This is a genomic window from Polaromonas sp. P1_F2, assembly GCF_056405735.1.
Genome location: NZ_JBFUBN010000008.1, coordinates 185,061 through 208,772, shown reverse-complemented (window position 1 = coordinate 208,772; position 23,712 = coordinate 185,061). Strand labels below are relative to the sequence as shown.

The 23,712-nt window shown below is 66.0% G+C and carries 25 protein-coding genes; 15 read left to right on the top strand and 10 right to left on the bottom strand.

Features of this window, described 5'->3' with window-relative positions; translation table 11 throughout:
• Positions 1–9: 9 nt before the first annotated feature.
• Together AC1D0O_RS17200 and AC1D0O_RS17195 are read right to left on the bottom strand one after the other, a co-directional pair.
• Complete coding sequence (locus AC1D0O_RS17200; protein WP_477654713.1) at positions 10–1,728, bottom strand: thiamine pyrophosphate-binding protein; 1,719 nt, start codon at positions 1,726–1,728, stop codon at positions 10–12.
• A gap of 155 nt (positions 1,729–1,883) precedes the next feature.
• Positions 1,884–2,192, bottom strand: coding sequence for a hypothetical protein (locus tag AC1D0O_RS17195; RefSeq protein WP_477654712.1), 309 nt, complete (start codon positions 2,190–2,192; stop codon positions 1,884–1,886).
• 160 nt (positions 2,193–2,352) lie between these two features.
• On the opposite strand from AC1D0O_RS17195, the gene AC1D0O_RS17190 reads away from it, so the two are divergent.
• The 11 genes from AC1D0O_RS17190 (at position 2,353) to AC1D0O_RS17140 (ending at position 13,287) form a co-directional block, all read left to right on the top strand.
• On the top strand, positions 2,353–3,000 hold the full coding sequence (locus tag AC1D0O_RS17190) for a TetR/AcrR family transcriptional regulator (protein ID WP_477654711.1): 648 nt from the start codon (positions 2,353–2,355) through the stop codon (positions 2,998–3,000).
• A 148-nt stretch (positions 3,001–3,148) separates the two neighbouring features.
• On the top strand, positions 3,149–3,922 hold the full coding sequence (locus tag AC1D0O_RS17185; protein WP_477654710.1) for an ABC transporter permease: 774 nt from the start codon (positions 3,149–3,151) through the stop codon (positions 3,920–3,922).
• A gap of 82 nt (positions 3,923–4,004) precedes the next feature.
• Positions 4,005–5,021 carry an ABC transporter substrate-binding protein gene (locus AC1D0O_RS17180; RefSeq protein ID WP_477654709.1) on the top strand — a complete coding sequence of 339 codons (1,017 nt, stop codon included), beginning with the start codon at positions 4,005–4,007 and terminating at the stop codon, positions 5,019–5,021.
• Positions 5,022–5,050: 29 nt separating this feature from the next.
• On the top strand, positions 5,051–5,830 hold the full coding sequence (locus tag AC1D0O_RS17175) for an ABC transporter ATP-binding protein (RefSeq protein WP_477654708.1): 780 nt from the start codon (positions 5,051–5,053) through the stop codon (positions 5,828–5,830).
• A gap of 11 nt (positions 5,831–5,841) precedes the next feature.
• Complete coding sequence (locus tag AC1D0O_RS17170; protein ID WP_477654707.1) at positions 5,842–7,272, top strand: enolase C-terminal domain-like protein; 1,431 nt, start codon at positions 5,842–5,844, stop codon at positions 7,270–7,272.
• Positions 7,273–7,297: 25 nt separating this feature from the next.
• On the top strand, positions 7,298–8,461 hold the full coding sequence (locus tag AC1D0O_RS17165) for a Gfo/Idh/MocA family protein (RefSeq protein WP_477654706.1): 1,164 nt from the start codon (positions 7,298–7,300) through the stop codon (positions 8,459–8,461).
• Positions 8,462–8,472: 11 nt separating this feature from the next.
• Entirely contained in the window at positions 8,473–9,657 is a 1,185-nt protein-coding gene (locus AC1D0O_RS17160) for a dihydrodipicolinate synthase family protein (RefSeq protein WP_477654705.1), read from the top strand.
• A 158-nt stretch (positions 9,658–9,815) separates the two neighbouring features.
• The gene (locus tag AC1D0O_RS17155; RefSeq protein ID WP_477654704.1) at positions 9,816–10,781 is read left to right on the top strand and encodes a Bug family tripartite tricarboxylate transporter substrate binding protein; all 966 of its coding nucleotides are present in this window, start codon (positions 9,816–9,818) and stop codon (positions 10,779–10,781) included.
• Positions 10,782–10,792: 11 nt separating this feature from the next.
• Positions 10,793–11,494 (top strand): SDR family NAD(P)-dependent oxidoreductase, encoded by a 702-nt coding sequence (locus tag AC1D0O_RS17150; RefSeq protein WP_477654703.1) that lies wholly within the window; start codon positions 10,793–10,795, stop codon positions 11,492–11,494.
• 4 nt (positions 11,495–11,498) lie between these two features.
• Positions 11,499–12,395 (top strand): NAD(P)-dependent oxidoreductase, encoded by an 897-nt coding sequence (locus AC1D0O_RS17145; RefSeq protein ID WP_477654702.1) that lies wholly within the window; start codon positions 11,499–11,501, stop codon positions 12,393–12,395.
• Between the two features lie 13 nt (positions 12,396–12,408).
• Positions 12,409–13,287, top strand: a complete 879-nt coding sequence (locus AC1D0O_RS17140) for a sugar phosphate isomerase/epimerase family protein (RefSeq protein WP_477654701.1) — start codon at positions 12,409–12,411, stop codon at positions 13,285–13,287.
• Positions 13,288–13,297: 10 nt separating this feature from the next.
• Here AC1D0O_RS17140 and AC1D0O_RS17135 read toward each other — a convergent pair whose 3' ends face one another.
• Both AC1D0O_RS17135 and AC1D0O_RS17130 read right to left on the bottom strand, forming a co-directional pair.
• On the bottom strand, positions 13,298–14,074 hold the full coding sequence (locus tag AC1D0O_RS17135; protein ID WP_477654700.1) for a MipA/OmpV family protein: 777 nt from the start codon (positions 14,072–14,074) through the stop codon (positions 13,298–13,300).
• Between the two features lie 105 nt (positions 14,075–14,179).
• Positions 14,180–15,439 (bottom strand): MFS transporter, encoded by a 1,260-nt coding sequence (locus tag AC1D0O_RS17130; RefSeq protein WP_477654699.1) that lies wholly within the window; start codon positions 15,437–15,439, stop codon positions 14,180–14,182.
• Positions 15,440–15,487: 48 nt separating this feature from the next.
• Between AC1D0O_RS17130 and AC1D0O_RS17125 the strand changes: the two genes are divergently transcribed.
• Positions 15,488–16,360, top strand: a complete 873-nt coding sequence (locus AC1D0O_RS17125; protein WP_477654698.1) for an AraC family transcriptional regulator — start codon at positions 15,488–15,490, stop codon at positions 16,358–16,360.
• A gap of 9 nt (positions 16,361–16,369) precedes the next feature.
• On the opposite strand, the gene AC1D0O_RS17120 is transcribed toward AC1D0O_RS17125, so the two are convergent.
• The 5 genes from AC1D0O_RS17120 to AC1D0O_RS17100 all read right to left on the bottom strand — a co-directional run bounded on the left by AC1D0O_RS17120 (position 16,370) and on the right by AC1D0O_RS17100 (position 18,926).
• Entirely contained in the window at positions 16,370–16,948 is a 579-nt protein-coding gene (locus AC1D0O_RS17120; RefSeq protein WP_477654697.1) for a hypothetical protein, read from the bottom strand.
• A gap of 38 nt (positions 16,949–16,986) precedes the next feature.
• The gene (locus AC1D0O_RS17115) at positions 16,987–17,733 is read right to left on the bottom strand and encodes a hypothetical protein (protein WP_477654696.1); all 747 of its coding nucleotides are present in this window, start codon (positions 17,731–17,733) and stop codon (positions 16,987–16,989) included.
• Positions 17,734–17,797: 64 nt separating this feature from the next.
• Positions 17,798–18,160, bottom strand: a complete 363-nt coding sequence (locus AC1D0O_RS17110; protein ID WP_477654695.1) for a carboxymuconolactone decarboxylase family protein — start codon at positions 18,158–18,160, stop codon at positions 17,798–17,800.
• On the bottom strand, positions 18,157–18,711 hold the full coding sequence (locus tag AC1D0O_RS17105; RefSeq protein WP_477654694.1) for an RNA polymerase sigma factor: 555 nt from the start codon (positions 18,709–18,711) through the stop codon (positions 18,157–18,159). The genes AC1D0O_RS17110 and AC1D0O_RS17105 overlap by 4 nt, the downstream gene beginning before the upstream one ends.
• On the bottom strand, positions 18,708–18,926 hold the full coding sequence (locus tag AC1D0O_RS17100) for a YgaP-like transmembrane domain (protein ID WP_477654693.1): 219 nt from the start codon (positions 18,924–18,926) through the stop codon (positions 18,708–18,710). The genes AC1D0O_RS17105 and AC1D0O_RS17100 overlap by 4 nt, the downstream gene beginning before the upstream one ends.
• Before the next feature lie 141 nt (positions 18,927–19,067).
• Between AC1D0O_RS17100 and AC1D0O_RS17095 the strand changes: the two genes are divergently transcribed.
• The gene (locus AC1D0O_RS17095; RefSeq protein WP_477654692.1) at positions 19,068–19,952 is read left to right on the top strand and encodes a CAP domain-containing protein; all 885 of its coding nucleotides are present in this window, start codon (positions 19,068–19,070) and stop codon (positions 19,950–19,952) included.
• A 7-nt stretch (positions 19,953–19,959) separates the two neighbouring features.
• On the opposite strand, the gene AC1D0O_RS17090 is transcribed toward AC1D0O_RS17095, so the two are convergent.
• On the bottom strand, positions 19,960–21,405 hold the full coding sequence (locus tag AC1D0O_RS17090) for a coniferyl aldehyde dehydrogenase (protein ID WP_477654691.1): 1,446 nt from the start codon (positions 21,403–21,405) through the stop codon (positions 19,960–19,962).
• Between the two features lie 157 nt (positions 21,406–21,562).
• Between AC1D0O_RS17090 and AC1D0O_RS17085 the strand changes: the two genes are divergently transcribed.
• Positions 21,563–22,507 carry a DnaJ C-terminal domain-containing protein gene (locus AC1D0O_RS17085; protein WP_477654690.1) on the top strand — a complete coding sequence of 315 codons (945 nt, stop codon included), beginning with the start codon at positions 21,563–21,565 and terminating at the stop codon, positions 22,505–22,507.
• 29 nt (positions 22,508–22,536) lie between these two features.
• On the top strand, positions 22,537–23,637 hold the full coding sequence (locus AC1D0O_RS17080) for a DNA alkylation repair protein (RefSeq protein WP_477654689.1): 1,101 nt from the start codon (positions 22,537–22,539) through the stop codon (positions 23,635–23,637).
• Positions 23,638–23,712 lie beyond the last annotated feature (75 nt).

The window sequence follows — 23,712 nt, the reverse complement described above, 5'->3', positions numbered from 1 at the left end:
TCCGCCCGATCAAAGACCCGAGCCGCCGGCGAGCCGCGCGGCGGCCGCAGTGGTGATCGCCGACAGCGTACCGCGCGTGGTGATGACTTCCGGGTCCAGCGTCACTTCGATCACCGTGCCCTCTTTGCGTTCCAGGGCCGCCAGCAGTTCGACTTCAAATTCGGCGGTGCGCGTGATGCGCACGCCGGCATAGCCGTAGGCGCGCGCCAGGCCGGCGAAGTCCGGGTTGTTCAGGCGTGAACCACTTTCGTGCGTCGGGTACTCCCTTTCCTGGTGCATGCGTATGGTGCCGTACATGCCGTTGTTGAGCAGCACGATGATGCTTTTTGCACCGTGCTGCACGGCCGTGGCCAGCTCCTGGCCGTTCATCAAAAAATCGCCGTCGCCGGCAATCGTGAACGCCGTGCGGCCCGTCGTGATGGCCGCGGCGATGCCCGCCGGCACGCCGTAGCCCATGGCGCCCACGGTGGGCGCCAGCTGCGTCTTGTGGCCCTTGACCAGGCCGTGGTGCTTGAAGAAGCGATGCACCCAGCTGGCGAAGTTGCCCGCGCCATTGGTCAGCACCGCATCAGCCGGCAAATGTTTTTGCAGCAGGCCGACGATGGCCGGCATGTCGATGTCGCCCGGCAGATTGGCCGAAGGCGTGGGCTGCAGGTTCTCCAGGTAGTCCTCGTTGGCCGATGCCGTCCAGGCCTCCCAGGCAACGGTCACCGGCGCTGTCAGCACCTCCAGCGAACGCGCGGCGGCGTTCATGGTGGCGTTGATGGCCAGGTCGGCCTGGTAAACGCGGTTGAGTTCTTCGGCGCTGGCATGGATGTGCACCAGTTTTTGTTTCGGCCGGGGCGCTTCGAGCAGCGTGTAGTTGCCGGTCGTCATTTCGCCCAGGCGCGGGCCGATGGCGATGATCAGGTCGCTGGCCTTCACGCGCGCGGCCAGCTTGGGATTGAGGCCAATGCCCACGTCGCCGGCATAAAGCGGGTGGTGGTTGTCAAAAGTGTCCTGGAAGCGGAAGGCATTGCCCACCGGCAGCTTCCAGTTTTCGGCGAAGCGCTGCAGCGCCTGCGCCGACTGCGGCGTCCAGCCGCCGCCGCCCGCGATGATCAGCGGGCGCTCGGACTTGAGCAGCATCTCGCGCAGCGTGCGCAGCGATCCCGGGTCGCTCCAGGCCTGCACCGCCTCCACGCGCGGCAGCGGCTGCGCGGCCGTCATGCGCGTCAGCATGTCTTCCGGCAGCACCAGCACCACCGGGCCGGGGCGGCCGTTCATCGCGGTGGCAAAGGCGCGCGCTACGTATTCGGGAATGCGGTCGGCGTCGTCGATGCGTTCCACGCGCTTGGCGAAACCCTTGGTGCTGGGGCCGAAGAAATTAAAGTAGTCCACCTCCTGGAAGGCCTCGCGGTCGCGGCAGTCGCTCGCCACGTCGCCCACCAGCAGCACCATGGGGGTGGAATCCTGGAAGGCCGTGTGCACGCCGATGGAGGCATTCGTGGCGCCCGGCCCGCGCGTGACCATGCAAACGCCGGGCCGGCCGGTCAGCTTGCCATGAGCCTCGGCCATGAAGGCCGCGCCGCCCTCCTGCCGGCAGGTGACGAACTGGATCTTGCCCTGGCGCGCATGCAGGCCGTCGAGCACGGCCAGGTAACTTTCACCGGGCACGCCGAATGCGTGGGTGACGCCCTGGGCCAGAAGGCAATCAACGAGAAGGTGGCCGGCAAGTTGTTGAGTCATGAAGGCTATTGTGCCGCTGGAACAGATACAGGCACGGGGACTGAATGTGGGGCTCTCAACCAAGCAGGGGCCGCGGGACTGGCTTTGCCAGACCGCAGGCGCAGCGCCCCCCCCTCCGGGAGCAGCGACCCACACGAAGTGGGGGAGCGTGGGGGCTATTCAGGCGTCGCGGCGTCGCCATCGCTGCCGCCGGCAGCCAGAGCCTGGCGATCCAACTCTTCATCGCTCAGCGGTGGGGCCGCTTCGAGGGCGGCCAGTTCGTCGAGGAACTCCTGCGTCGGCTCTTCGTGCTCCAGCAGCACTTCCTCGAGTTTTTGCCGGCCGGTTTCCGCATGCACCGAGGGCGAGACGAGGATGGTGGGTGGAACGGGGAATTTTTCGCCAAGCTCAAACCTGAGTGCTTCAGATTTTTCTTCAACCCAGTGCGCGAAGTCACCGTCTTTGGGGGTGTTCGAATTGCTCATGATGGGCCTCCTTGGCTTGCGTTGCGGCCTGGGCGCGAATGGCCAAAGCCTGTTTTGATTATGCGGCGATAGCGGTTGCGACGATAGTGTCCACGGCGCGGCCTTCGGCAATTTGGCCCACAGGACTTGCAATAATTCACCAAACAGTTAAATTTGCAACATGGCAGCCACACCCTCCTCCGCACAGGAACCCCGCTCACGCGACGCGGACCGCTCGCAGCAAACCATACTCCTGGCCGCGCGCGACGAGTTCGCGCTCTATGGCCTGGCCGGCGCCCGGGTGGACCGTATCGCCGAGCGCGCCGACATCAACAAGCGCCTGATCTATTACTACTTCAAGAGCAAGGACGACCTCTTCCTCGCGGTGCTGGAGAACACCTACGCCGACATACGCGCGGCCGAGCAGAAGCTGCACCTCGATGAAATGGATCCGGTCGAGGCGATACGCGAACTGGTCTCCTTCACCTGGCACTACTACCTGGAGCACCCCGAGTTCATCTCGCTGCTCAACAGTGAAAACCAGCACAACGCGGCGCACCTGAAGAAGTCCTCGCGCATCCAGGAAATGAACTCGCCGCTGGTGCAAATGCTGGACACGGTGCTTGAGCGCGGGCGCCGCCAGGAGCTGTTCCGGGCCGGCATAGACCCCATCCAGCTCTACATCTCGATTGCGTCGATTTGTTACTTCTACCTCTCGAACAACCAGACGCTCTCGACCATCTTCGGGCGTGATCTGCGCGCCCCCAAGGCCATGGCCCAGCGCCTGTCGCACATGACGGACATGGTGCTCGGCTACGTGATGCACTGAGCGCCGGCCTGCCCGCCTGCCCACCCCCGGAGTTTCCCTAGGGGCCGTTGACAGCCTCCAGCGCAGCCCCAACAATTCACCATATAGTTACATACGGACGTGCCGGCCCGCGGCGCCATGCCGCATGGGCAACCAGGAGACTTATCCGATGCTGCGCAAGTTGCTGCTGTTACCGGCACTCAGGCCCTTCCTGCTGATCATCCTGCTGCTGGTGCTGTGGGACCTGGCCATACGCGTCTTCAAGATCCCGGCCTACCTGATCCCGCGCCCCGAGCAGGTCGTGGAGCAGCTGGTGTCCGAATGGAGCCGCCTGCTGCGCGAAAGCTGGAAGACCACCCAGGCCACGCTGGGCGGCTTCGCACTCACCATCCTCATCGGCATCCCGCTGGCCATGGTGATCGCCTACTCCCGCGTCGTCGAGTCCTATGTCTACCCGCTGCTGGTGTTTTCGCAAAGCATCCCCAAGGTCGCGATCGCGCCGCTGTTTGTCGTGTGGTTCGGCTTCGGCATCTTTCCCAAGATCATCTCGGCCTTCCTGCTGGGCTTTTTCCCGGTCGTGGTGTCCACTGTCATGGGCTTCAAGTCGGTCGAGCCCGACATGCTGGACCTGGCGCGCTCCATGGGCGCCAGCCGCCTGCAGACTTTCTTCAAGATAAGCCTGCCGCAGGCCCTGCCCGCCATCTTCAGCGGCCTCAAGGTCTCCATCACGCTGGCCGTGGTGGGCGCGGTGGTCGGCGAATTCGTCGGCTCGAATTCCGGCATCGGCTACGTGCTGCAGGTGGCCAACGGCAACTTCGACCTGCCCCTGATGTTCGCCGCGCTGGTGGTGCTGTCCTCCATCGGTGTGCTGCTGTTCGCGGCCATAGACCTGGTCGAGCGGCTGATGATTCCCTGGCATGCCTCGCAGCGCCAGGTGTTCTGAGTTCCTCCAGTCTTTCCCGTTCTTTTCGTTCGTTCGCGTTCCCCTATCCACGTTCCATCACGGCAACCCCAGGAGACACATCATGAAAAAACGCTTTCCCTCTTTGCTCACCGCCACTGCGGGCGCGCTGGCGCTGGCCTTGACGCTGGCCGCTCCCGCCCAGGCGCAGACCAAGGCCCCCGAAAAAGTCACGCTGATGCTCAACTGGTACCTCTACAGCGAGCACGCGCCCTTTTTCCTCGGCAAGGAGCGCGGCTTCTACGCCGAGGAAGGCATAGACCTCGACATCCAGGAAGGCCGCGGCTCGGCCGTCACCGCCCAGGCCGTGGCGGCCAAGTCGGCCACTTTCGGCTACATCGACGTCACTACCATGATCAAGGCCGCCGCCAAGGGCGCGCCGCTCAAGTCCACCGGCGTGCTGTTCCAGGTGAGCCCCATGTCGGTCATGGGCTTTGCCGACAAGAACATCAAGACGCCCAAAGACATCATCGGCAAGACGGTGGCCACCACGCCGGGCGACTCGATGTCGCAGATGTGGCCGCTGTTCCTCAAAGTCAACAACATCCAGGCCGACCAGGTCAAGATCGTCTCGGGCGACGGCCAGACCAAGCTCAATGCCGTGATGAACGGCCAAGCCGACCTGCTGCTGGGCTACGTCATGGACCAAGCCATCAAGCTGCAGGATGCCACCGGCAAGCAGGTCTACCCGATACGCTTCGCCGACTCGGGCATCAACCAGATCAGCTCCGGCATCATCGCCAACAAAAACCTGCTGACCGAGAACCCCGACCTGGTCAAACGCTTTATGCGCGCCTCCACGCGCGCCGCCGAGGCTGCCGAGAAAAGCCCTGAAGCGGCCGTCGACGCGATGCTCAAGGCCAACCCCAAGGCCGGCGTGCGCGACACGCTGATCGTTGGCATGAAACAAAGCGTGGCGCTGTACCACACCAAGGAAACCGCCAGCCAGCGCCCCTTCCGCGTCACGATGAAAAACGTCAGCGACTCACTGGACTTGCTGGTGCAATACGGCGGCATGGATGCCTCCACGCGCGGCAAGCCCGAAGACTATGTGAATCTCGACTTTCTTCCAGCGAACTGAAGAAGAACTGAAGAAGGCGTATCGCATCCATGCCCAACGACCACCTGATAGAAGCCCGCGGTGTCTCCAAGACCTACCAGACCAAGGACGGCCCGGTCGAGTCGCTCAAGCCCCTGGATTTTTCGATCCGCGAAGGCGAATTCATCTCCGTCGTCGGGCCTTCGGGCTGCGGCAAAAGCACGCTGCTGAAAATGGTGGCCGGCCTGCTGCCCATCTCGGGCGGCACGCTGACCCTGGCGGGCAAGCCCATCAATGGCCCGCAAAAAGACGTGGGCATCGTGTTCCAGAGCGCGGTGCTGCTGGCCTGGCGCACGGTGCTCAAGAACATCCTCCTGCAGGCCGAAATGCGCCATATGCCCAAAGAACATTCGCTGGCCAAGGCAATGCAGCTGATCGAGATGGCCGGCCTCAAGGGATTTGAAAACAAATACCCCTGGCAGCTGTCGGGCGGCATGCAGCAGCGCGCCTCGATCTGCCGGGCGCTGCTGCACGACCCCTCGGTGCTGCTGATGGACGAACCCTTCGGCGCGCTGGACGCGATGACGCGCGAGAAGATGAACCTGGAGCTGCAGCGCATCTGGTCGGCTTCGCAAAAGACCGTACTGCTGATCACCCACAGCATTCCCGAGGCCGTGTTCCTGTCCGACCGCGTCATCGTGATGAGCGAGCGGCCGGGTTCCATTGCCGCGATCTATGACATAGACCTGCCGCGCCCGCGCACACTGGACATGATGGGCTCGCCCGAGTTCGCGGTCTATGCCAAAAAGGTGCGCGCGCATTTTTATTCGCAGGGCACGCTGGACCACTGAAGCCGCACGCCATGGACGAAGCTCTGCGTTTCCGTATCGACGACATCCGCTTTTCCGAGCGCGACGTGGTGCTGCGCCTGCCCTTCCGCTTTGGCGCGGCCACCGTGACTTCCTGTCCCCAGGTCTATGCGCGGGCCCGCATACGCTTCGCCGACGGGTCGACCTCAGAGGGATGCGCGGCGGAAATGATGATCCCGAAGTGGTTCGACAAAAACCCGACCCTGTCGAACGAAGACAACTTCCAGCAGTTGCGCGATGCGCTCACGGCCGCCCGCGCCGCCTACAGCGCCGATACCTCGGCCCGGACCGCCTGGCAGCACTTTGCGCACCATTACCAGGCACTGCTGGCCAGCGGCGCGGCCGCCGGCCTGAACCCGCTGGCCGCCAGCTACGGCCCCGCCCTGCTGGACCGCGCCATCCTCGACGCACTGCTGCTCAAGCTCAGTTGCAGCTTTGCCGCCGGCATGAGCGCCAACGTGGCCGGCATGGACCTGCGCGGCAGCGGCCTGGCCGCCGACCTGCGCGATTTCGACATGGCGCGCTTTCTGTCGCTGCAGATGCCGCGCAAACAGATCGCGGCGCGGCATACCGTCGGGCTGGCCGACGCGATCACCCAAGCGGACAAACCGGCCCAGGAGCCCGCCGACGGCCTGCCCACCTCGCTGGAGTCGGCCGTCACGCGTTACGGCCACCGTCATTTCAAGATCAAGCTCAGCGGCGACACCGAAACCGACATGGAGCGCCTGACGGCCATCAGCCATGTGCTGGAAGGCGTGGCGCGCGTCGTCACGCTGGACGGCAACGAGCAATACGCCAGCGCCGGCGCCTTCGCTGACTTCTTCGCGCGGCTCAGCGCCACCCCCCAGCTCGCGCCGCTGCTGGCCTGCACCGCCTTCGTGGAGCAGCCGCTGCGCCGCGACCAGGCGCTGGCGCAGGACGTGTCGGCATTGGCCAGACACGTTCCCCTGCTGGTGGATGAATCCGATGCCACGCTGGATGCCTTCGTCCAGGCCAGGGCGCTGGGCTACACCGGTGTGTCCAGCAAAAGCTGCAAGGGCTTCTACAAGTCGGTCATCAACGCCGCGCGCTGCGCGCTGTGGAATGCACAGGCACCGGGCACGCACCACTTCCTCTCGGGCGAAGACCTCACCATGCAGGCCGGCCTGGGCGTGCAGCAAGACCTGGCGCTGGTCGGCTGGCTGGGCCTGGCGCATGTGGAGCGCAACGGCCACCACTACGTCAACGGGCTGATGGCCGCCCCCGAGGCCGAGCAGCAGAACCTGCTGCTGGCGCACGACACGCTGTACGAATACAGCTTTGACGCAGTGCGGCTGCGCATCAAGGGCGGGCAGATTTCGCTGGGCTCGCTCGACAGCCCCGGCTTCGCCACCGGCCAGGCCGGCGGCCATATTTCCTGGGACGCGATGCGTTCCGACTACTAAAACCTCCGCAACAAGGAATACACACATGAGCACACAACGACTCGGCATCATCATGCACGGCGTGACCGGGCGCATGGGCATGAACCAGCACCTGATCCGCTCCATCATGGCGATCCGCAAACAGGGCGGCGTCACGCTTTCCAACGGCGGCAAGGCCATGCCCGACCCCATCCTGATAGGCCGCAACGCCGAAAAGATCGAAGCCCTGGCCAAGGCCCACGGCATCACCCGCTGGGGAACCGACCTGGACGAAGCCTTGAAAAACAAGGACGACACGATCTTCTTCGACGCCGGCACCACGCAGATGCGCCCGACCTTGCTAGCCAAGGCCATCCGCGCCGGCAAACACGTCTACTGCGAAAAACCGATCGCCACCAACCTCAACGAGGCCGTCGAGATTGCCCGGCTGGCCGAAAAGTCCGGCCTGAAACACGGCGCCGTGCAAGACAAACTTTTCCTGCCCGGCCTGCGTAAGCTCGACATGCTGCGCCGCGCCGGCTTCTTCGGCAAGATGCTGTCGGTGCGGCTCGAGTTCGGCTACTGGGTGTTCGAAGGCGACCTGCAGCCGATACAGCGCCCCTCCTGGAACTACCGCACCGAAGACGGCGGCGGCATGATCCTGGACATGATGTGCCACTGGCGCTACGTGCTGGACAACCTGTTCGGCGAGGTCAAGTCCATCTCCTGCATAGGCGCCACACACATTCCCCAGCGCTGGGACGAAGCCGGCAAGCCCTACAAGGCCACCGCCGACGATGCGGCCTATGCCACGGCCGAACTTGTCGGCCACGGCGGCGAACCTGTCATCGCCCAGATGAACATGTCCTGGGCCACCCGCGTGCGCCGCGACGACTTGGTCACCTTCCATGTGGACGGTACACACGGCTCGGCCGTGGCCGGCCTGTCGAGCTGCCGCGCCCAGTCGCGCGTGACCACGCCGCGCCCGGTGTGGAACCCCGACGAGAAACAGATGATGAATTTCTTCGACCAATGGCAGGAGGTCCCGGATTCGCAAACCTACGACAACGGCTTCAAGATCCAGTGGGAGCACTTCATCCGCCACGTGGTCGAGAACGAGCCCTACAAGTGGACCTTGCCCGAAGGCGCCAAGGGCGTGCAACTGGTCGAGGCGGCCCTGCAAAGCTGGAAAGAGCGGCGCTGGATCGACGTGCCGCCGCTCAAAGTCTGAAGGGGATTTCCATGGCACTGACACTCTCCCTGCCTTCGACCGGCGGCGGCCTGCAGCCCTACACCTTGCGCGGCAAGGCGCCGGCCGCGCCTGCGCCCGGCACGCGTTTCAACCGCATCGCCTATTCCGCCGCGCACGTGGTCGCCGACCCGCTGGCGGCAGTGGACCCCTGGCTGGCCTGCGCGGTCGACTGGGACGCCACCATCGCCTACCGCCGCCACCTGTGGTCGCTGGGCCTGGGCGTGGCCGAGGCCATGGACACCGCCCAGCGCGGCATGGGCCTGGACTGGCCGACCTCTCTGGAATTGATACGCCGCTCGCTGGACGCCGCCAAAGACATGCCGGGCGCATTGGTGGCTTCCGGCTGCGGCACCGACCACCTGGTGCTGGAACACGTCAAGAACGTAGACGAAGTCATCGCCGGCTACGAGGAGCAGATGGCCGCGATCGAAAAACTCGGCGGCAAGCTGATCGTCATGGCAAGCCGCGCGCTGGCCCGCGTCGCCAGAAGCCCGGCGGATTACGAACGTGTTTACGACCGCATCCTGAGCCAGGCAAAACAACCCGTCGTGCTGCACTGGCTGGGCGACATGTTCGACCCGGCGCTGGCCGGCTACTGGGGCAGCAACAACGTTGAAAGGGCCATGGATACGGCGCTCGGCATCATTAATGCCCACCCTGACAAGGTCGACGGCATCAAGATCTCGCTGCTCGACAAGGACAAGGAAATCGCCATGCGCCGAAAGCTGCCCGCGGGCGTGCGCATGTACACCGGCGACGACTTCAACTACGCCGAGCTGATCGCCGGCGACGGTTTCGGCAAGGAAGCGACGCACGGCCAGAGCGATGCCTTGCTGGGCATCTTTGATGCCATCGCGCCCGCCGCCAGCGCCGCACTCGGCGAACTCGCCAAGGGCAATGTCGATGCTTTCCACGCCATCCTCGGCCCCACCGTGCCGCTGTCACGCCACATCTTTGCCGCGCCCACGCGTTTCTACAAAACCGGCGTGGTCTTCATGGCCTGGCTCAACGGCCACCAGAAGCACTTCACGATGGTGGGCGGCCAGCAGAGCACGCGTTCGCTGCAGCACCTGGCCGAGTTGTTCCGCCTCGCCGATGCCGCCAACCTGTTGGAGCAACCCGAACTGGCCGTAAGACGCATGAAGACGCTACTGGCGCTGCATGGCATTGACTAATGGCCCCCCCCGTTGCCGGCTCACTTCGTGTAGCGGCCTCCCCCCTCAAGGGGGCGGCGCTGGCGGCCCGGCAAAGCCGGTTCCGCGGCGCCCGCTTGAAAGTTTGTTGCGATATTTCTGTCATCTCATTCAACAGTGAATTCATCTGGAGACAAACCATGAAGACGCGCATTTTCCTCAAAGCTTGTCTGGCCGCCGGCCTCACCGCCGCAGCCTTTGGCGCCGCGGCGCAGGCCTATCCCAGCCGCCCGGTCAAGGTCATCATTCCCTTCCCGCCCGGCGGCACGCTGGACGCGGTGGGCCGGCAGCTGGCGCAGAAGCTCGGTGAGCAGATGGGCCAGCCCTTTGTGGTGGAAAACCGTGCGGGCGGCAACGGCACCATCGGTGCGCATGTGGTCGCGCAGGCGCCTGCGGACGGCTACACCCTGCTCTTCAATGCTTCCACTTTCACCACCGCACCCATGACCATGAAGTCCGTGCCCTACGGTGTGGTGAAAGACTTCACGCCCGTCTCGCTCGTTGCCAAGGCGCCCTTGTCGATTGCCATTAACAAGAACCTGCCGATCACCGACGTGAAGTCGCTGATTGCCCACGCCAAGGCCAACCCCGGCAAGATGACGTTTGCGGTCGGCTCCATCGGCTCGGCCGGCCACCTGTCCACCGAATTGCTCAAGCGCGCCGGCGGCATCGAGTACACCGTGGTGCCCTACAAAGGCACGGCGCCGGCTTTCCAGGACTTGATCGGCGGCCAGATCGACGGTTTCATCGACCCCATCCTCGGCTCGCTGCAGTACCACAAGAGCGGCTTGCTGCGCGTCGTGGCCATCACCGGCGACAAGCGCGTGCCCAACCTGCCCGATGTGCCGACCGTGGCCGAGACGATTCCCGGCTATGAGTTTTACAGCTGGTACGGCCTGTGGGGCCCGGCGAAATTGCCGGCCGAGATCACGCAGAAACTCAACGCCGAGACCAACAAGGCGCTGGCAAGCGACATGCGCGAGAAACTCCTCCAGCAAGGCCTGGTGCTGACGCCCGGCACGCCGGAGGACTTCGCGAAATTCCAGAACAGCGACATGGCGCGCTCACAGAAGATCATCACCGACGGCAACATCCGTGTCGAATAACATGCACAACCATGGCCACTGAAGATGTGAAACGCGCCCTGGTCACGGGCAGCAGCTCCGGCATTGGCCTGGCCATTGCGCAGGCACTGCTTGACCAGGGTTGGGACGTCGTCGGGCTGGACCTGGCGCCTGGGCGCATCGTGCATCCGGCGTTTTCCTCCACCGACGTCAACCTGTGCAACACCGAAGCCACGGAGCGCGCCGTGCGTTCAGCCGGCAGCGTGCAGGCGCTCATCCACGCCGCCGGCGTGCTGCGCGTGGGCCCGCTCGGTGCGCTTTCCGGTGAAGACTCGGCGCTGATGTGGCAGCTCCACGTGGATGCTGTCATGCGCATCGCCAACCTGGTGGTGCCCGCCATGGCGCAAGCAGGCACAGGCCGCGTGGTGCTCATCGGCAGCCGCGTGGCGCGCGGCATGGCCGGCCGCAGCCAGTACGCGGCAACCAAGGCCGCGCTGGTGGCGCTGGCGCGCAGTTGGGCCGCCGAAACCGTGGCTTCGGGTGTCACCGTCAATGTGGTGTCCCCGGCCGCCACCGAAACGGCCATGCTCGCCGACCCTGCGCGCACGACGGTCCCGCCGAAGTTACCGCCGCTGGGCCGCCTGATCCAGCCGCGGGAGATCGCCGCGCTGGTCACCTTCCTGCTCTCGCCCGATGCCGCGGCCATCACCGGCCAGGACATCCAGGTCTGTGGAGGCGCGTCGCTCGCGGCGTGACACCATGACGGCGGCAAACTCCATCGGCGTTGTCGGGCTGGGCCTGGTCGGCACCGCGCTGGCGCGGCGCCTGATGGCCGCCGGCTTCCAGGTCACCGGCTTCGACCTGCGCGAAGAAGCCCGGGCAACCCTGACTGCCCAAGGCGGCCGCGCTGCCGGCTCCCTGGCCGAAGTGGCCAACGCGGCTTCCTGCATGGTCCTGGCCGTCTTCAACACCGGCGACGTGCTCAAGGTGGTCGAAGGGCCGGGAGGCCTGCTGTCCGTCTTCGGCGTTCGCAGCATCATCGACTGCTCCACCGGCACCCCTCATGAGCTCCAAGCCCTGGCCGCGCGGCTGGGGGCGCGCAGCATTGCCTTCATTGAAGCGCCGCTCTCGGGCTCCAGCCAGCAAATAGCCGCCGGTGAAGCCACCCTGCTGCTGGGGGGTGAGGCCGGCGCACTGCAGGCATGCGAGCCGGTGCTGTCCGCCATTTCAGGCAACCGCATCCACGTCGGCGGCGCCGGCATGGGTGCCAGGGCCAAGCTCGCGACCAACCTCGTGCTGGGCCTGAACCGGGCGGCGCTGGCCGAGGGCATGGTCTTCGCCGAAAGCCTGGGCATAGGCCCTGAGCAGTTCCTGGCGCTGGTGCTGGCCAGCCCCGCCACGTCCGGCGCGGCCCAAGCCAAGGGCAGGATGATGGTGGAGGAAGACTTTGCGCCGCAGTCACGCATTCACCAGCATCTCAAGGACGTCATGCTGATGATCCAGGGCGCCGCGGCCGAAGGCCAGGAGCTGCCCTTGTCCGAAACCCATGCGGCCCTGTTGCGCGCGGCCGTCGACGCCGGCGACGGCGAGCTCGACAACGCGGCCATCATCCGCGAACTGCGCCGGCGCAAAACCGCGCCGCCTTCATCGACCTGATGAAAGTCCCCCCATGAGAAACTTTTCCCAAGACCACCGCTGGCTCTCCATCAACACCGCGACCGTGCGCAAAAACCGCGGCGTCGAGCAGCCGCTGACGGAGATCCTGGAAGCCTGCGCCGCGCGCGGCATACGCGCGGTCTCACCCTGGCGCGACCAGGTGGCCGCCGCCGGCCTGCCGGTGATTTCCAAACTCGTCAAAACCCACGGGCTGGCGCTCTCGGGTTACTGCCGGGGCGGCATGTTTCCCGCGGCCGATGCGGCCGGCCTCAAAGCGGCGCATGACGACAACCGCCGCGCCGTCGACGAGGCCTGCGAACTGAACGCCGCCTGCCTGGTGCTGGTGGTGGGCGGCCTGCCCGGCGCGCTGGCGGGCAAGGCGGCGCATAAGGACATCGCGCTGTCGCGCAGCCAGGTGCATGACGGTATCGCCGCCTTGCTTGAACACGCCAGGGCCAGCAAGATGCCGCTGGCCATCGAACCGCTGCACCCCATGTACGCGGCGGACCGCGCCTGCATCAACACCCTCGAACATGCGCTCGACGTCTGCGATGCGCTCGACCCTTCAAAGACAGGCGCGCTCGGCGTCGCGGTGGACGTCTACCACGTCTGGTGGGATCCCAAGCTGCAAGCCCAGATCCGGCGCGCCGGCAAGGAGCGGCTGCTGGCCTTTCACGTCTGCGACTGGTTGACGCCGACGGCGGATTTGCTCAATGACCGCGGCATGATGGGCGACGGTGTCATCGACATCCCGAAAATCCGCGGCTGGGTGGAAGCCCAGGGCTTCGCCGGCTACAGCGAGGTGGAGATTTTTTCTGCCGGGAACTGGTGGCAGCGCGACAGCGGCGAGGTGCTGGACACCTGTATCGCGAGGCACAAGTCGGCGGTTTGACGTAACCGGTTTATCGGAAACGGTAGGACACCGCGATAAAACCCGTGTCCTGTGTGCGGCGGCTGACCAACGGACTGTTGCGCACCGAGGAATCCAGCCACTTGCGACGCACTTGCATGGTCAGCGTCCACGGCTCACCCAGCGGCACGTCCACCCCCAGGCCCAGCACAGGCGCGGTGGAAGCGCCCGCGTTGTACACCGAGAAGCCGCTGGCAGCCGACTCCGCCGCGCTGACGCCATAAAGGTAGTTGTTGTATTTGGCGTTGCTGTATTCCAGCCCCACCTGCGGAAAGAAGGACCAGCTTCCGAGCTTGAACTCCGCCGCGTAGGTGGCCTCCAACAATGTGCCGTGCGACTTGTTGGCGTCGACAAAGGCGTTCAGGAACAGGGCGCCGTAAGGCGTTTCCTGGAAAGTGCCTATGCCCAGCGGGATTGGTGTCTTGCGGTCTTTCAGGCCCGACAGCGCGGCGGTGTCGGCGCGCCAGCCGTCCTGGCTAACACGGCCCGCAAACTCCAGGTAACCGTAGCCGAATTTCACGGTCTTCAGGCTCAAGGTGTCCACACGCACGGCGAGGCGGCCGTAGTCAAAAAAACCGTAGGGCAGCAAACGGGTCTCGTTGCCCTTGCTGCGGATCACGCTTTGTGTGCCGTAGACGGCGCCACCGACGTCGCCGCTCAGTTCGTACTTCAGCGGCGCGATCTGCGCGCCGGCCAGCGTGGGCAACAGGCACACGGCACCCAGCAGGGCACGAGGTAAAAAGGCCGTCGCATACCGGGTGTGGCTCATGAAAATCAGTATAGGCCTGGCCCCCTGTTCAAGCCATCGGAGCGCGCAAGTTCACCCGAAAACCGTTGCTGCCGCGCACACAAACCGCGGCTCGCCCGTGGTTTTCTAGACGACCGTCGGCATCTGCCCCGCGGCCGGCAGCGCGGTGCGGCGCACGCGGCGCACATTGAAGGCGCTGGCGATCAGCACCGCCTGCATCAGCGCCAGGCCCAGCAGCACACCGCGGTACTGGCCGTGGTCCATCATCGCGCCGAAAACCAGCGGCGACACGGCTTGGCCTATGTCCAGGCCGGCATACACCACGCCGTAGACCCGGCCCGAGGCGTTTTCAGGCGTCGAGCGCTTGACCAGCAGGTCGCGCGAAGGCCCGGCAATACCCGAGGCAAAACCCATGACGCCGAACAGCACGGGCACCACCCATGCCGGGTAGCTGCCCAGGGCCAGCAGCAGCGCGAACACGGCCGCCACGCCAAAGCCTATGCCCACGATGCGCTCGCAACGCGCCGGGTCCGACGCGAGAAAGCCGCCGAACACCATGCCGCCGGCGCTGCACACCATGTAGATCGTCAGGCACATGGCGACCAGCGGCAAAGGCACCTCATGCAGGTGGCGCGCGGCTTCAGGCGCGAAAGCCTGCACCACGCTGAGCACGATGGCGTACCAGAAGAAAAATGCAAAGCACATCCAGACCGCGGGAATCTTCAGGAAGCCCAGCGAGCTGTCGGCCGCCGGCGCGCCCCTGGCCGGGGCCGTCACGGCCAGCGTGAGCTTGTCGCGGTTGAAGACCAGCACCGCCAGCACGACAAAGGCCAGCACTCCCGCACAGGCCAGCGCCACGCGCCAGGAAAACGCGAAGGTCAGCGGCACCAGCATGGCCGGGGCCAGCGCCCAGCCCAGGCTGCCGGTGATGCCGTGCACGCTGTAGGCATGGCCCAGGCGCGGCGCGCTGACCTTGCGGTTGAGCAGCGTGTAGTCGACCGGGTGGAAGACGCCATTGCCGATGCCGGCCATCACGGCAAAGCCGGCCATCATCCAGTAGCTGGTGCTGATGGAATACCCGAAAGCCGCCAGGCCCAGCAGGGTCAGGCCGCCGAACAGGATGGGGCGCGGGCCGAAACGGTCGACCACAAAACCCGAGAGCGCCTGCACCGCGCACGAAACGACGAAAAAAATCGTCATCAGGAAGCCGAGCTCGGCGTAGCTGACGTTGAAGGCTTCCTTGAGCCAGGGAAACAGCGGCGCCAGCAGCAGCTGGCTGAAATGGCTGATCAGGTGGGCCGTGCCGACCAGGCCGATCACGCCAGCGTCCTGCTTGAGGGAAATCGCGTTGCCGGCGGGCGCGGTCGCGGTGCTTGAAGTATTCATGGCGCTATCGTAGTATTGGCCCTGCCTGCTGAAATGCGACAAATAGCCATGATTCATCGAATTTCAGACAAAACCACCCGAGTGGTCATTGACCATGCACGTAGCCCCGGCCTTCGCCTCATGCCGGTGGGTGATACCGATAGCTTTACCCCCAGCCCCAGGCGGCCGGTGCGTGTACGCGCCCGCTCCATGCCGGCCGACACCCACTTCGAGCCGCACTCCCACGACTGGGCGCAACTGGCCTATTGCGCCACCGGCGTCGTGCAGGTCACGGCCGAAAGCGACGGCGCCGGCGGCGAAATCACCTACATCGTGCCGCCCTCGCGCGCGGTATGGATCGCGCCCGGCGCGCAGCACCACATCACCGTGCTGGAGGCCGCCGAGTTCCGCACTCTCTACATCGACGCCAGCGCGACGCCCAAGGGCTGGAGCGGCTGCCGCGTGCTGGTGGTGTCGCCGCTGCTGCGCGAATCGATCAGCGCACTAGACGCCGCCTCACCGGGGACTCCCTTGGCACCCACGCGCGAGCAACTGCTGAGCGGCCTGGTGCTGGACGAGCTCACGCATGCCGACATCCAGGCGCTGGGCGTGCCCATGCCGCACCCGCAAACCGGCGACAAGCGGCTGCGCGCCCTGTGCGAAGCGGTGCTGCGCGCGCCGTCGCAGCGGGCCACCCTGGCCGAATGGGCCGCGGACACCGGCGCCAGCGAACGCACCGTGGCCAGGCTGTTCCGCGATGAGCTGGGCCTGAGCTACCAGCAGTGGCGCCAGCAGGCCATCCTGGCCCACGCCCTGCCCCTGCTCACGCGCGGGCAATCGGTCAGCGCCGTGGCGGCGGCCAGCGGTTATGCCAGCGACAGCGCCTTCACCGCGATGTTCAAGGCGGCCTTGGGGCAGCCGCCCAGCCATTTCCAGAAATAAACCGCTGGATTAAAGGTCACGGGCCGCCTGCCACAGCGCCTGCTTGCCAACGGTCGCGTACCAGGCCAGAAAGAGCCTACGCTGGCTTTCAAAAGGCTCGGTCAGCGGCTCCCGCGGATCCTGGCTTAGCGCGTAGGCCATGCCCTCGACGAACCACTGCGGCTTGAACAGCAGGCGCAAGGTGCCTATGCGCTCGGCCTGCGCATAGTGGATCAATTCATGGCGCACAAAATAAGATTCCCAGGCGCGCGGGCCTATCACCGTGCCCCAGGTACCCAGGGTCACCGCCGCGCGCGCACCAAGGCCGAACGCGTCGGCGCAGGCCTGCGACGCGCAAAAGATAACGCGGGGTTTGCCCTTGAAGGGGCCCAGCAGCTCCGGCACAAAAGCCATGCCCCCGGCGTAGAGGCCGGCGGCCTGCACCATGCGGGAAGGATCGTCGACGCATACCGACGCGTTCAGGCAGTGCATGCCCATCAGCCCCGGCGCGACCACCCGCACTGGTTTGACCGCGAACCAGGTGATCAAGGGAACGGCCACCAGCATCAGCAGCAGGCGGGCTTTCAATGAGGGGCGGGCCAGACGCATGCGATGGAGGTCAGCAATGGCGCCCGGGGTTGCCGCTGTCAGCGGCCTTCGAACGCGGCGTTCAATCGGCGCAGCAAAGGCTTGTTGAGCTCGCGGGTATGCCGGTTCCAGCGTTCCATGGAGCGCTGCAGTTCGACCTGCAGGCGCGCGCTGGTGGCGGTGTCGCCGCTTGTCGCGGCCCAGATGGCGTATTCGGCGCGGCTTTCAAAGCTGCCGAAACGCTCCACGGCGGATTCGAACTCCGCCCTGGCGTCGCTGCCCCTGCCGGCGCCCGCGTAGGCCTGGGCCAGCAGCAGCGAGATTTGCTCCGCCCGGAAGGCGGGATCGGTTTTGCGGATGAATTCCAGGTGGGTGACGGCCTCGGCGTAACGCTCGCAGGCGAAATAGGCACGCGACGCGCCCAGCCTGATTTCCAGGTCGGACGCGAACGGCCCTTTGAGGCATGCGTCGTAACTTTGGGCGGCTTCCAGGGGCTGGCCGGCCTCCAGCAGCGCCGCGGCCAAGCGCATCTGGTTCTGGGCGGTCGGCGTGTAGTCGAAAGCGGCATACGCTTCCTTGAGCTCCCGCGTCGGGTTGAGCGTCTTCGCGGCGGCGGCCACCACCTTGCGCGCGCCGCGCTCAAGCCGCGAGTCCGGCAGGTAGATCGCCACAAAATAGACGATGCTGCCCAGCAGGGGGAAAGAGAACAGGATGATCAGCCAGTACAGCTGCTGGCCGCTGCGCAGGGCGTGAACGGCGAAGAACACCGCCACAAAAAAATGAAGTCCCAATCCGACAAAAGGCATGGCTCACCCCTCCAGGTTATTTTGGGGGCCATTCTAAGGGGGAGCCAAGACAGTGCCCACGCTTTCAGCCGCCGGGGGGAAGCACCCCCTCCTCCTCATCATCATCAAACAGGCGCAGGGCGAGCAGGCCATGGCCCACGCTGGCACCCGCGCGCACGGCCGCCGCGACCAGCACCACCTCGGCCAGTTCCTCGCGTGTCACGCCCAGCCGCCTCGCCGCCTTGGTGTGCACATCCAGGCAATAGCCGCACTGCGTGGTGATCGCCACCGCCAGCGAGACCAGCTCGCGCACCCGGGGCTCCAGATGGCCGCCCTCGCGCTTGGCCGCATGGTCGAACGCCAGGAAAGCCTGGGCTTCGGGGGGCGCCAGCCGCACGAACGCGGATGCCAGCTGCAGATCTTGCGGTGACTGATAGCCGGCGTTCATGGCGTGCCGTCCAGGGTGCCGTCCTTATGCCAGTAGCCGCTGGCCATCAGGCGCTCCCGCACCATGGCACGCGCGCGGTGCAGCCGGCTTTTGACCGCGTCCACGCCCAGGCCCAGGTGCTGGGCCACCTCGAGCGCCGTGAGTTCATCGACGTCGCGCAGGATCAGCACCTCGCGATAGGCCTCGGGCAAGGCGGCGATGGCCCGGCTCAGGTCCAGCCGCAAATCCAGCGGTAGCGCCGGCGCGGCGACGGCCTCCACGTCGGCGCCCTCCTGGGCCTGTGCGGCGCCGCGGCCGCGAAACAGGCGAAAGCATTCGCGCTCGACGATGCGAAACAGCCAGACGGCGAAAGTCGCGGCGGTTCGCAGCGCGCCTATCTTGCGGTAGAGCTGCCATAGCGCGGCCTGCACCGCGTCTTCGGCATCCTCGGCCGAAGAACAGGTCCGGCGCGCAAAGCGTTTGAGATCCGGCTGGCACTGTGTGAGCAGCTGGGCGATGGCCTGGGCGTCGCCGCCGCGGGCGGCGTCGACCAGCTGGGGGCTGGCCTTCACGGCTTGCCTTTGGCCACAGCCTTGCGACCGACGAGCGCGCAGGCCGGGCAGAACCCGATCACGCCCGTCAGCCCCATGACCAGCGCGCTGCCCAGCGCCAAGGCCACGGGCCAGCCGGCCGGCAACCACAGCAGGCCGGCGCAGGCCAGCAGCAGCGCGCTGCCCAGGCGAAAAACCCGTTCCCAGGCGGGAAGATTGCGTTGCAGGAAAAACATCAGGGACTCCTTGTTGGTGGTGGATGCTGACAAAGAGGCCTGCCGGCGTCGAAAGGGTTCATATCTTTTCAAAAAAATATCTTACCGGCCCTGCCTCGGCCCCCGCGCCGGTCCGGTCGTACCGCTGGCTATCATGCAGCCATGCGAACTTCCAGCACGGCGACAAAAGCACGGGGCGCGTGTGTGTGCGCGGCGCTGGCGATCCTGCTGACCGCCGCCGGCCTGGCGCAGGCGCAGCCGGCGGTGCAAGACCAGGCCCCGCTGCTGCGCGCGCTCAATGTGCTGCGCCAGCAGGGCTGCGGGAAAGGCGCCCGCCCGGCCGCGCCGCTGCGTGAAGATGCCGCGCTGTCGCGCGCCACGGCGCTGGTCGCGGGCGGCCGCAAGCTCGATGACGCGCTCAAAGCCAGCGGCTACCGCGCCCAGCGCACCGTGCAGATCACGGTGCGGGGCGCCACCGGAGCCGCGGCGCTGACGCAAAAGGCGCTGGGCAGCTCATGCGGCGCGGCCATGCGCAGCGAGCTGCTGGAGGCCGGCTTTTACCAGCGCGGCGCACAAACCTGGGTGGTGTTGGCTGAGCCCTTTGCGCCGCCCGCCGCGGCGCAGGCCGACCAGGTGCAGGCGCGGGTGCTGGCACTGGTCAACGAGGCGCGTTCCCGGCCGCAGCGCTGCGGCAACCAGGCCTTCGCGGCGGCGCCGCCGCTGCGGCTCAACCCGGCGCTCTACGGCCTGGCCAGCGCCCATGCCGCCGACATGGCGCGCTATGACTACTTCAGCCACACCGGCCGCGACGGCAGCACGGTGGACAGCCGGGCCACGCGTGCCGGTTACCGCTGGCGCGCCATCGGCGAGAACATCGCCGCCGGCCAGGTGGATGCCGACGCGGCCGTGCGCGGCTGGATCAACAGCCCCGGCCATTGCGCCAACATCATGTCGCCCGCTTTCAGGGAGATGGGCGCGGCCTTTGTAGTGAACACCCAGAGCAGCCTGGGGATTTACTGGACGCAGGTGTTCGGGGCTACGCCTTAGGCAAAGCTCAAAGCAATCGCTTGAGCAAGCCCATCACCTGCTCAAACCGCTTGCCGTAGGGCGGGTAAAACAAATCGCCGCGCGCCCATTTGGACTGAACCATCACCGGCTTTTGCTGCGTGAGCCTCAGGAACCCGGTTTCACCGTGGTAGGCGCCCCAGCCGCTTTCGCCGACGCCGCCGAAAGGCAGGTTTTCATGGGCGATGTGCATCAGCGTGTCGTTCACGGTGACGCCGCCGCTCACGGTGCGCGCCAGCACATGGTCGCGCGAACCGGTGTCGGTGCCGAACCAGTACAGCGCCAGCGGCCGCGGCCTGGCGTTGACGTAGCGGATCGCTTCGTCGATCGACCCATAAGGAATCACCGGCAGGATGGGCCCGAAAATTTCCTCGCTGAGAAGTTTCGAGGTGGCGGGGACGTCAAAGGCCAGCACCGGCGCCATCTGCCGGGATGCCCCGCCCACGCCGGCCATACCGGGGTGCACGGGCTGGACGGTCTGCAGCCGCGCGCCCTCGCCTTCGGCCTGCGCCAGCAGCGCCTGCAGCCGCTCCAGGTGGCGCGGGCTGATGATGGCCGCGTAGTCGGGGTTGCCGGTGATGGTGGGAAACAGCGTTGCCACGGCGCGCGCAAAGGCCTCGCCGAAAGCCGTTTCGCTGCCCTGCGGCAACAGCACGTAATCGGGCGCGATGCAGGTCTGGCCGGCGTTGAGCAGCTTGCCGTGCGCGATCTTGATGGCAGCCTTGTCGATGTCGCAGGAGGCATCGATGATGCAGGGCGACTTGCCGCCCAGCTCCAGCGTGGTCGGCGTGAGGTTGGCGGCGGCGGCTTCGGCCACCTTGCGGCCCACGGCGGTGGAGCCGGTGAAGAACAGGTGGTCAAACGGCAGGCCGGCGAATTCGGCGGCCAGTTGGCCGTCGCCCTGCACCACACACAGCTCGTCGGGCGCAAAGGACTGTTCAATCAGCGTGGCCAGCAGGGCCGAGGTGCGCGGCGTGAGTTCGCTGGGCTTGAGCATCACGCGGTTGCCCGCGGCCAGGGCGGTGATGACGGGGCCCAGCGAGAGTTGCACCGGGTAGTTCCAGGGCGAGACCACACCCACCACACCCAGCGGCTGGCGTTGCAGGAAGGCGCGCGAAGGCTGCAAATACAGCGGAGTCCGCACCTTGACGGGTTTCATCCACTTCGGAAGCTGCCTGAGCGTGCTGGACAGCAGCGAGCGCAGCACAAAGATATCGGCGATTTCGGTGAGTTGCGGCGAGCGCACGCCGAAGTCGGCGTTGACGGCCTGCGCCAGTTCGGCGCCGTGTTCGTCCAGCAAGGCGCGTATGCGCAGCAGGCGGTCGCGGCGCAGCGCCAGCGGCACTTCGACCTGCGCGCGGCTGGCCTGGTGCTGGGCATCAAACAGGGCGCGCAGGCCGGCACTGTCAGGGGAGAAGGATGGGCTGGAGGTCATCGCTGGATGATAGGGACCGCCACAGCGGCTCGGTAGAGGCGCAACTCCAGCGGCGCTGCGGGTTGACCCTGAGGCGGCCGCCCCCATTTACCAGCTTGGTGCAACTGACCTGGCGGCCGGAGTCGGCAGGCAAACCATCCCCGAGGAAGGTTTTTTCATGGAATACAAGGACTACTACAAGGCCATGGGTGTGGCGCGCGACGCCACGCCCGACGAGATCAAAAAAGCCCACCGCAAGCTGGCGCGTAAATACCACCCCGACGTCAGCAAGGAAAAGAACGCCGAGGCGCGCTTCAAGGAAATCTCTGAAGCCTACGAGGTGCTGCGCGACCCTGAAAAGCGCGCGGCTTACGACAGGCTGGGCGCGAACTGGCAGGCCGGCCAGGAATTCCGGCCGCCGCCGGGATGGCAGGCGCGCGAGGAAGCCGCCGGCCATCCATTCTTTGGCGATGCCGGGGGCTTCGATCACAGCGACTTCTTTGACGCCATCTTTCGCAGCATGGGCGCCGACATGGGGGGCGGCATGGGCCGCGCCCGGGGCGGTTTCGACATGGCCGGCGAAGACCAGCACGCGAAGATACAGATCGCCATCGAAGACTCATACCAGGGCGCCACGCGAACGCTGCAGCTCAGCGAGCCGGGCAGGCGCGGCCAGCCACGCAGCATTGAATTCACCATCCCCAAGGGCATACGCGCCGGCCAGCACATCCGCCTGGCCGGACAGGGTGCACCGGGAGCCGGCAAGGGCGGCGCCGGCGACCTTTACCTGGACGTGGAATTCCTGCCGCACAAGCTCTACCGCGCCGACGGCCGCGACGTCTACATGAACCTGCCCGTGGCGCCCTGGGAGGCCGCCCTGGGCGCGCAGGTCGAGGCGGCTACGCCGACAGGCCGGGTCGAAGTCACCATCCCGCCAGGCTCATCGCCGGGGAACAAGCTCAGGCTCAAGGGTCGGGGCCTGCCGGGCAAGCCGGCGGGTGATTTTTACTTTGTGCTGCAGCTGGCGCTGCCGCCGGCCGGCAGCAAGGCCGCTAAAAAGGCTTATGACGACATGGCCGAGGCATTCAAGGCGTTCGATCCGCGTGCCTCTCTGGAAGCCTGAAAAATCCGGCGGTGGCAGAATCGGGCGCCATGCCCGACACCGCCGCCCCCGCCCTCAAAAACATCTTCGACCGCGCACGCTACCGCCACATCGCGGCGGAAACCGCGGCGGTTTACCCGCGTTTTGACGGCAAGAAGTTTCTCGCGCTGGCGCTGCCCGGGCTGGACGAGCTCTCGCTGATGCAGCGCCTGCGGCGTACCAGCGAATGCCTGCACGCCACGCTGCCCGCCGACTACCGCAAAGCCGTCGCCATCCTGCGCAAGCTGGCGCCGCGCATCAACAGCGGGTTTGTCACCCTGGTGCTGCCGGACTATGTGGGCCTTTATGGGCGTGACGACTTTGAGACGTCCATGGAGGCGCTGAAGTTTTTCACCATCTTCGGCAGCTCTGAATACGCCATCCGCGAGTTCATCCGCCAAGACCCGGCGCGCACGCTGGCCGTGATGAAAACCTGGACCAGGGACGAAAGCGAACACGTGCGGCGCCTGGCCAGCGAAGGCAGCCGCCCTCGCCTGCCCTGGTCTTTCAGGCTGGACGCGCTGATGGCCGACCCGGAGCTTGCCGCGCCCATCCTGGAGGCGCTCAAGGCCGACGGCAGCCTCTATGTGCGCAAGTCGGTAGCGAACCACCTCAACGACATCACCAAGCTGCATCCCGAGTGGGTGCTCAAGCGCCTCAAAAGCTGGCCGCTGGACAACCCGCACACCGCGTGGATCGCGCGCCACGCGCTGCGCACCCTGATCAAGCAGGGCGACAGGCAGGCGCTGGGCGTGATAGGCGCCGGCAAAAAGGCGGCTGCCAGCATCAGCGGCTTTTCCGTCAGCCCGAAAAAACTCAGCCTGGGTGAACGGCTGGAGCTGTCGTTCACGCTGCAGTCCACCTCGCGCCAGAGCCAGCGCCTGGTGGTGGACTACACCATCCACTACGTCAAAAAAGCGGGTAGCAGCTCGGCCAAAGTCTTCAAGCTCAAGGAGCTGAGCCTGGGCGCGGGCGAAAGCGTGCGGCTGTCACGCAGCCAGGTGGTGCGCGACTTCACGACGCGTATGCACCATGCCGGCCGGCATGAGGTAGACATCATGGTCAACGGCGAGCGCCTGGCGAGCGGCTTTTTTGACCTTTTGAAGCCCTGAGCTGACATTTGCTTGCCCTTCTTGCACCGAGGCGGCTCGCGCGGCGCGTGGGTTTTGTACATTAGAAAGCCGGGC

Coding starts and splice junctions, on each gene's coding strand:
- AC1D0O_RS17200 (WP_477654713.1), bottom strand. CDS start 1,728: ATGACTCAACAACTTGCCGGCCACCTTCTCGTTGATTGCCTTCTGGCC.
- AC1D0O_RS17195 (WP_477654712.1), bottom strand. CDS start 2,192: ATGAGCAATTCGAACACCCCCAAAGACGGTGACTTCGCGCACTGGGTT.
- AC1D0O_RS17190 (WP_477654711.1), top strand. CDS start 2,353: ATGGCAGCCACACCCTCCTCCGCACAGGAACCCCGCTCACGCGACGCG.
- AC1D0O_RS17185 (WP_477654710.1), top strand. CDS start 3,149: ATGCTGCGCAAGTTGCTGCTGTTACCGGCACTCAGGCCCTTCCTGCTG.
- AC1D0O_RS17180 (WP_477654709.1), top strand. CDS start 4,005: ATGAAAAAACGCTTTCCCTCTTTGCTCACCGCCACTGCGGGCGCGCTG.
- AC1D0O_RS17175 (WP_477654708.1), top strand. CDS start 5,051: ATGCCCAACGACCACCTGATAGAAGCCCGCGGTGTCTCCAAGACCTAC.
- AC1D0O_RS17170 (WP_477654707.1), top strand. CDS start 5,842: ATGGACGAAGCTCTGCGTTTCCGTATCGACGACATCCGCTTTTCCGAG.
- AC1D0O_RS17165 (WP_477654706.1), top strand. CDS start 7,298: ATGAGCACACAACGACTCGGCATCATCATGCACGGCGTGACCGGGCGC.
- AC1D0O_RS17160 (WP_477654705.1), top strand. CDS start 8,473: ATGGCACTGACACTCTCCCTGCCTTCGACCGGCGGCGGCCTGCAGCCC.
- AC1D0O_RS17155 (WP_477654704.1), top strand. CDS start 9,816: ATGAAGACGCGCATTTTCCTCAAAGCTTGTCTGGCCGCCGGCCTCACC.
- AC1D0O_RS17150 (WP_477654703.1), top strand. CDS start 10,793: ATGGCCACTGAAGATGTGAAACGCGCCCTGGTCACGGGCAGCAGCTCC.
- AC1D0O_RS17145 (WP_477654702.1), top strand. CDS start 11,499: ATGACGGCGGCAAACTCCATCGGCGTTGTCGGGCTGGGCCTGGTCGGC.
- AC1D0O_RS17140 (WP_477654701.1), top strand. CDS start 12,409: ATGAGAAACTTTTCCCAAGACCACCGCTGGCTCTCCATCAACACCGCG.
- AC1D0O_RS17135 (WP_477654700.1), bottom strand. CDS start 14,074: ATGAGCCACACCCGGTATGCGACGGCCTTTTTACCTCGTGCCCTGCTG.
- AC1D0O_RS17130 (WP_477654699.1), bottom strand. CDS start 15,439: ATGAATACTTCAAGCACCGCGACCGCGCCCGCCGGCAACGCGATTTCC.
- AC1D0O_RS17125 (WP_477654698.1), top strand. CDS start 15,488: ATGATTCATCGAATTTCAGACAAAACCACCCGAGTGGTCATTGACCAT.
- AC1D0O_RS17120 (WP_477654697.1), bottom strand. CDS start 16,948: ATGCGTCTGGCCCGCCCCTCATTGAAAGCCCGCCTGCTGCTGATGCTG.
- AC1D0O_RS17115 (WP_477654696.1), bottom strand. CDS start 17,733: ATGCCTTTTGTCGGATTGGGACTTCATTTTTTTGTGGCGGTGTTCTTC.
- AC1D0O_RS17110 (WP_477654695.1), bottom strand. CDS start 18,160: ATGAACGCCGGCTATCAGTCACCGCAAGATCTGCAGCTGGCATCCGCG.
- AC1D0O_RS17100 (WP_477654693.1), bottom strand. CDS start 18,926: ATGTTTTTCCTGCAACGCAATCTTCCCGCCTGGGAACGGGTTTTTCGC.
- AC1D0O_RS17095 (WP_477654692.1), top strand. CDS start 19,068: ATGCGAACTTCCAGCACGGCGACAAAAGCACGGGGCGCGTGTGTGTGC.
- AC1D0O_RS17090 (WP_477654691.1), bottom strand. CDS start 21,405: ATGACCTCCAGCCCATCCTTCTCCCCTGACAGTGCCGGCCTGCGCGCC.
- AC1D0O_RS17085 (WP_477654690.1), top strand. CDS start 21,563: ATGGAATACAAGGACTACTACAAGGCCATGGGTGTGGCGCGCGACGCC.
- AC1D0O_RS17080 (WP_477654689.1), top strand. CDS start 22,537: ATGCCCGACACCGCCGCCCCCGCCCTCAAAAACATCTTCGACCGCGCA.